Below are 6,999 nucleotides of genomic sequence, written 5' to 3' on the forward strand. Positions count from 1 at the left end.
GAGCGAAGGACACTAGCCGCTAGGGCGCTGGAACTGGACAGTAATCTAAGTTCTAATTAATTTCTTATTTTTTTAAAAAAAGACCTAATTAATTAGGTCTTTGTTTTTGATACTTTTGTCATAAAAGTGGTAAGCTAGTGATATTCAAGTTTTTTAAAGAAACTAACTTAAGGAAGAATGCATAATGTTAGAAGCCAAGGTAGCTTCCTTTCTAAATCACCATTCATTTGAAATTAAAAATAAAAAAATGGTGGTAGGTGTTTCGGGTGGTCCAGATTCAATGGCATTGCTGCACTACCTAGGGGGGCAAAAGGAAAAGAATAAGCTTTCTATTGTTGTAGCACATGTGGATCATATGTTTCGTGGTCAAGAGTCATTTGAGGATGCTATGTTCGTAAAAAATTATTGTGAACAAAAGGATATTCCGTTTGAAATGGCTCGAATTAATGTTCCAGAGATAATTGAGCAAACAAAGAAAAACTCACAAGTGGCATCAAGACAAGCAAGATACGGATTTTTCGAAGAAATTATGGATAAATACGGTTATAACTATTTAGCTCTTGGTCACCATGGAGATGACCAGGTGGAAACAATTCTTATGAGAATGACAAGAGGAAGTTCTGGTGCAGCAAGAGCAGGGATTCCATTTTTACGACCTTTTGGAAATGGATTTATTTTTCGCCCATTTTTATCCTTAACAAAAGAAGAACTTGCTGATTATTGTCAGAAGCAAAGTTTGATACCAAGAATCGATCCAAGTAACAAAAAAAATATTTACAGTAGGAATCGCTTTCGTAAAGAAGTTCTTCCTTTTTTAAAAGCTGAAAATCAGCATGTCCATGAGCATTTTCAGCGTTTTAGTGAAGATATCCAGAATGATGAAATACTTCTTCAGGAATTAACTGTCCAAAGAATGAATAAAGTAATGAAAATGAGCGAAGACAATAAGGTTACCATTGACATTATCCCATTTTTAGAAGTGCCAATTCCTTTACAAAGAAGAGGTATTCAACTAATATTAAACTATCTTTACAAAGTTATACCTGTGTCACTATCAGCTTTACATATTGACCATGTTTTATCTTTAATTCGACATCATCATCCTTCTGGTACACTAGATCTCCCAAATGGTTTAAAAGTTATTCGATCTTATTCACTTCTATCTTTTCAATTTGAAGTAATAGAGGCTTTCCCTTATTCCTTTAAATTATCAGGACCTGGTATGATTGAATTGCCTAGTGGGTCAAGAATCAGACTGGATGTAATTGATGATATAGAAAATTTTGATATAGACGGGGATTATGCACTTTTTCCTACTGACAGGGTCAAGCTGCCCATTGAGATCCGTTCAAGAAAAACGGGTGACCGTATAAAACCTAAGGGAATGTCTGGAACAAAAAAACTAAAAGACATCTTTATCGATAGTAAGGTTCCCATTCAGGATCGCAACACATGGCCAGTAATTACCGATAAAAATGGGTCGATTCTTTGGCTTCCTGGAATAAAAAAATCAATATTTGAAGGCTTTAATCATTCAACAAGTCAGTATATACTACTCACATATTATAAGTAATGATTCTTCTAGGAGGCACTATTATGATGAAACAGGATATTGAAAAGGTTTTATTTTCTGAAGCAGAGATTCAGGAGAAAATCAAGGAGTTAGGGGCTCAATTATCAGAAGAGTACCATGATCGCTTCCCTCTCGCAATCGGTGTATTAAAGGGTGCAATGCCATTTATGGCTGATTTGCTAAAACGAATGGATTGCTATTTGGAAATGGATTTTATGGATGTTTCAAGTTATGGATCAGGCTTTGTTTCTTCAGGAGAAGTGAAAATCTTAAAGGATTTGGATACTTCAGTGGAAGGAAGAGACATCTTAATCATTGAGGATATTATCGATAGTGGCTTAACACTAAGCTATCTCGTTGATTTATTCCGTTACCGAAAAGCAAAGTCAATTAAAATTGTTACCTTACTTGATAAACCAACAGGAAGGAAGAGCGCGATAAAAGCAGATTACGTCGGTTTTATTGTCCCTGATGAGTTTGTGGTCGGTTACGGTTTAGATTATATTGAAAAATACCGGAATCTTCCATATATCGGTGTTTTAAAACCAGAAGTATATAGCGATAATATTTAAGTGAAACTAAGACAAAAGTAATTAAGAATTGGAATGATTTTCTATGATACTATCTAAAAAAGTTTTTATCGTGGGAGGAGGTAGGAGATGAATCGGATTTTCCGTAATACCATCTTTTATTTATTGATATTTTTAGTCATAATTGGTGTGGTAAGCTTCTTTAATGGTAGCAATGAGCCTACGGATAACATTTCCTATAATGAGTTTGTTGCCCATTTAGAAAAAAATGAAGTGAATTCATTTTCTATGCAGCCTGAACGAGGGGTTTTTGAGGTTCGGGGACAGTTTGAAAAAGGGATAAAAGACGGAAAGAATTTTTTAACATATGTTCCTAATAGCGAAAAAATTCTAGAGCGTATTGATGCAGCTGGATCTAAGGTGGAAGTCATGCCTGCCAAGGAAACAAGCGGTTGGGTAACCTTCTTTACTTCCATTATTCCATTTGTGATCATCTTTATCTTATTCTTCTTCTTATTAAACCAAGCTCAAGGCGGCGGCAGTCGTGTGATGAACTTCGGTAAGAGTAAAGCTAAGCTTTACAACGATGATAAGAAGAAAGCTCGATTTAAAGATGTCGCAGGTGCTGATGAAGAAAAACAAGAATTAGTCGAGGTAGTAGAATTCCTAAAGGACCCTCGAAAGTTTGCAGAACTTGGCGCACGTATTCCAAAGGGAGTCCTTCTTGTAGGTCCTCCAGGAACAGGTAAAACATTACTTGCACGTGCAGTAGCAGGAGAAGCTGGTGTTCCTTTCTTCTCTATTAGTGGTTCTGACTTTGTTGAAATGTTTGTTGGGGTCGGTGCATCCCGTGTACGTGACTTATTTGAAAATGCTAAGAAAAATGCTCCGTGTATCATTTTTATCGATGAAATTGACGCTGTTGGTCGCCAACGTGGTGCAGGTTTAGGCGGAGGTCACGATGAGCGTGAGCAAACCTTGAACCAATTATTAGTTGAAATGGATGGATTCGGTGCAAATGAAGGAATTATCATTATTGCAGCTACCAACCGTCCAGATATTCTTGACCCTGCATTATTACGTCCAGGACGTTTTGACCGTCAAATTACGGTTGACCGTCCAGATGTCATTGGTCGTGAAGCAGTCCTAAAAGTACATGCAAAGAACAAACCATTAGATGAAGCAGTAAATCTAAAAAATATCGCTATGCGTACACCTGGTTTCTCAGGTGCCGATTTAGAAAACTTATTAAATGAGGCGGCATTAGTAGCTGCACGTCAGAATAAGAAAAAAGTCGACATGGAAGATATTGATGAAGCAACAGACAGGGTTATTGCAGGACCTGCGAAAAAGACCCGTGTTATTTCGAAAAAAGAACGCAATATTGTTGCTTTCCATGAAGGCGGACATACAGTTATTGGTTTAGTTCTAAATGAAGCTGATATGGTTCATAAGGTTACCATCGTACCTCGTGGCCAAGCAGGTGGATATGCGGTTATGCTTCCAAGAGAAGACCGTTACTTTATGACGAAACCAGAATTACTTAATAAAATTGTTGGTTTATTGGGTGGACGTGTTGCGGAAGAGATTGTCTTTGGTGAAGTAAGTACAGGTGCTCATAATGACTTCCAACGCGCAACTGGAATTGCCCGTAAAATGGTAACGGAATATGGTATGAGTGATAAGCTGGGTGTTGGACAATTCGGTCAAGCGTCCGGTGGTCAAGTATTCTTAGGACGTGACATTCATAATGAACAAAACTATTCTGATGCCATTGCCTTTGAAATTGACCTTGAAATTCAACGAATTCTTAAAGAATGCTATGAAAAGGCTACAACCATTCTAACTGAGAATCGAGATAAACTTGACCTGATTGCTAATACGCTTCTTGAAGTTGAAACCCTCAATGCAGAACAAATCGATTACTTGATTGAAAATGGCCGTATGCCAGAGTCTGCTGCAGAGCTCGAAGGATTTAAACCGGTGGAAACGAAGAAGACAGATGATGTAAAAGTAAATATCAACTCGAAGAAGGAAGAAGAAACAACTAGCAAGCCTTCTGAAACTGAGGAAAAGTAGATAGTCCAAAAAAGAGTGCTTATAAAAGGCACTCTTTTTTCACGAAAAAATGTAATTATGTTATGATATTTGCAGTTAACCAATAGAAAAATCTAAAAAGTGAGTGATTCTTTTGATTTTCGTATTTGATGTAGGGAATACAAATACTGTATTAGGTGTATATAAAGGGGAAGAGCTTAAATATCACTGGCGTGTAGAAACAAATCGAAACCGAACAGAAGATGAATTCGGGATGATTATTAAATCTCTTTTTGAAGCATCAGGACTATCGTTTTCGCAAATAGATGGAATTATTATTTCTTCAGTAGTTCCACCTATCATGTTTGCCCTAGAGAGAATGTGCCGGAAATATTTTAATCTTACTCCGTTAATTGTCGGACCAGGGATGAAAACAGGGCTAAATATTAAATATGAAAATCCTAGGGAAGTCGGTGCCGATCGAATTGTTAATGCGGTTGCTGCTATCCACGAATATGGAAGTCCGTTGATTATTGTCGACTTTGGTACGGCCACGACTTATTGCTACATAAATGAACATCGTCAATATATGGGTGGTGCCATTGCACCAGGAATTGGAATCTCAACAGAAGCATTATATTCAAAGGCGGCCAAACTGCCGCGGATTGAGATTGCTATACCTGAATCTATTATTGGCAAAAACACAGTTGCTGCCATGCAGGCAGGGATTGTCTATGGTTATGTGGGACAGGTTGAAGGTATTGTTAAAAGGATGATAGACCAGAGCGAACAAAAGCCGACAGTTATTGCGACTGGGGGATTATCGCCTTTAATTGCTCAAGAATCCAAGATTATTGATATCGTCGATCCCTTTTTAACATTAAAAGGTTTGCAGCTAATCTATAAGAGAAATTTGGAGAATATAAAAAGTAGCAACTAGAAAGGAGTTACATGATGACTGATTATTTAGTGAAGGCCATAGCATGTGAAGGACAAATTAGAGCGTATGCTGTACGTACAACAGATGTAGTGTCTGAAGCACAGCGTCGCCATCAAACATGGCGGACAGCTTCTGCGGCACTAGGGCGCTCCCTAACCGCAGGTGTAATGATGGGAGCTATGTTGAAGGGTGAAGATAAACTGACAATCAAAATTGACGGAGGAGGCCCGATCGGCGTCATTCTTGTTGATAGTAACGCAAAGGGTGAGGTCCGCGGTTATGTCACAAATCCTCAAGTGGACTTTGAGGCCAATGAGCATGGGAAGTTAGATGTTCGCCGCGCGGTCGGCACTGAAGGCACATTGTCTGTCGTTAAGGATACAGGTCTTCGAGATTTTTTCACGGGCCTCGTACCCATCGTCTCCGGTGAATTAGGGGAAGATTTTACTTATTATTTTGCTACCTCGGAGCAGGTTCCTTCCTCGGTTGGTGTAGGTGTTTTGGTAAACCCGGATGATACGATTCTTGCGGCAGGAGGATTTATTCTTCAATTAATGCCTGGAATTAAGGATGAAACCATAAACAGGGTAGAGGAGCGCCTAAAAACAATACCGCCCATTTCGAAACTAGTTAAACAGGGACTTACACCTGAAGAAATTCTGGAAGAATTGTTTGGGAAGGACCAGGTAAATATTTTAGAAAAAATGCCTGTGCAGTTTAAATGTGTATGTTCAAAAGGTCGCTTTGCAGATGCGATTGTCGGTTTAGGCCAAGATGAAATTGAGGCTATGATTGTGGAAGACGGACAAGCAGAGGCACATTGCCATTTTTGTAATGAAAAATATCTCTTTACAAAAGAAGAACTAGAGGAATTAAAGAGCCAGGCAAAATAGGTAAAGTAGGGGGAGGAGTAGTTGAAGCGAAAGCAGCTATGGATTGTTATTGCGGCACTCATTTTGTTGAACTGTTTAACTCTTTCCTTTTTCCTTTCAAAAATGAAAGATGCAAACGGGACTGCAATTAATGAAGAAGCGGTTGCAACCGTGGGGAAAAGTAACATTACAAGGCAAGAGTGGTTGAATGAATTAGAGTTGAGATACGGGAAAGATGTACTAAAGGATATGATTGATCAAAAAGTAATTAAAGAAATGGCGGCCAAATATAAAATTAACGTATCTGATGAAGATGTGGAACGAGAATATAGAATCCTTCAAACTACATATAGTTCACCGAGTGAAAATAAAAAGACAACAGAGAAAAGGTGGAAGGAACAAATTCGCAACACTCTCCTCCAAGAAGAAATCTTAACAAGAGATGTTGAGGTTTCTGAAAAAGAAATGAAAGCTTATTATGAAGCGAATAAAGACATGTATACGATTCCTACTGCCTATCATTTATCACATATCATTGTTAAAACCAGTGACGAAGCAGAAAAGGCTATAAAGGAATTATCGCAAGGATCGAGTTTCACAGCATTAGCAATGGAAAAATCGATTGAGGACTTTTCTGCTAATGAAGGTGGAGATATTGGTTTTATCATGCAAGGGGAAGAGCGGTTTCCTCCTGAGTACTTGCAAACAGCAAAAAAGTTAAAAAAAGGTGCATGGAGTGACCCGATCCAAGTAGAACAGGGCTTTGCTATTATAAAGCTTGAAGGAAAAATGAATGGAAAAAAGTATTCCTACGAGGATGTTAAACAACAAGTACGAAGAGAAATTGCACTTGAACAAATGAAAGCCTCCGCTTCAACTACGAACTTTTGGCAAGAGGCCAAGGTTGAATGGTTTTATGGTAAAAAAGATGCAAATCAATAGAAACACAGAATTAATTTTCTGTGTTTCTTTTTTAGGCTATGTTAATAAATACTGTTGATTTTAGAACTAGTTGATTGGAGCGAAAGGTGCTCGACTCCTGCGGGA

Annotated in this window: 6 protein-coding genes; all 6 read left to right on the forward strand. The window is 38.2% G+C overall.

Annotated elements, in window-relative coordinates; all coding sequences use genetic code 11:
• Positions 1–184 precede the first annotated feature (184 nt).
• The 6 genes from tilS (at position 185) to V7124_RS22950 (ending at position 6,894) form a co-directional block, all read left to right on the forward strand.
• The gene (gene tilS / locus V7124_RS22925; protein WP_335493762.1) at positions 185–1,573 is read left to right on the forward strand and encodes a tRNA lysidine(34) synthetase TilS; all 1,389 of its coding nucleotides are present in this window, start codon (positions 185–187) and stop codon (positions 1,571–1,573) included.
• A gap of 26 nt (positions 1,574–1,599) precedes the next feature.
• Complete coding sequence (hpt, locus tag V7124_RS22930; RefSeq protein WP_335415631.1) at positions 1,600–2,145, forward strand: hypoxanthine phosphoribosyltransferase; 546 nt, start codon at positions 1,600–1,602, stop codon at positions 2,143–2,145.
• Between the two features lie 87 nt (positions 2,146–2,232).
• Positions 2,233–4,182: an ATP-dependent zinc metalloprotease FtsH gene (gene ftsH, locus V7124_RS22935; protein WP_335493765.1), complete on the forward strand. Its 1,950-nt coding sequence runs from the start codon at positions 2,233–2,235 to the stop codon at positions 4,180–4,182.
• A 112-nt stretch (positions 4,183–4,294) separates the two neighbouring features.
• Positions 4,295–5,080 (forward strand): type III pantothenate kinase, encoded by a 786-nt coding sequence (locus tag V7124_RS22940; protein ID WP_335493767.1) that lies wholly within the window; start codon positions 4,295–4,297, stop codon positions 5,078–5,080.
• A gap of 14 nt (positions 5,081–5,094) precedes the next feature.
• Positions 5,095–5,973 (forward strand): Hsp33 family molecular chaperone HslO, encoded by an 879-nt coding sequence (hslO, locus tag V7124_RS22945; protein WP_335493769.1) that lies wholly within the window; start codon positions 5,095–5,097, stop codon positions 5,971–5,973.
• 21 nt (positions 5,974–5,994) lie between these two features.
• The gene (locus V7124_RS22950) at positions 5,995–6,894 is read left to right on the forward strand and encodes a peptidyl-prolyl cis-trans isomerase (protein WP_335493771.1); all 900 of its coding nucleotides are present in this window, start codon (positions 5,995–5,997) and stop codon (positions 6,892–6,894) included.
• Positions 6,895–6,999: the final 105 nt, after the last annotated feature.

Source organism: Neobacillus niacini (assembly GCF_036961885.1).
Taxonomy (GTDB): Bacteria; Bacillota; Bacilli; order Bacillales; family Cytobacillaceae; genus Neobacillus; species Neobacillus niacini_H.

Excerpts from the sequence above, each read along its gene's own strand:
- tilS (WP_335493762.1), top strand. The coding sequence starts at position 185 with ATGTTAGAAGCCAAGGTAGCTTCCTTTCTAAATCACCATTCATTTGAA.
- hpt (WP_335415631.1), top strand. The coding sequence starts at position 1,600 with ATGAAACAGGATATTGAAAAGGTTTTATTTTCTGAAGCAGAGATTCAG.
- ftsH (WP_335493765.1), top strand. The coding sequence starts at position 2,233 with ATGAATCGGATTTTCCGTAATACCATCTTTTATTTATTGATATTTTTA.
- hslO (WP_335493769.1), top strand. The coding sequence starts at position 5,095 with ATGACTGATTATTTAGTGAAGGCCATAGCATGTGAAGGACAAATTAGA.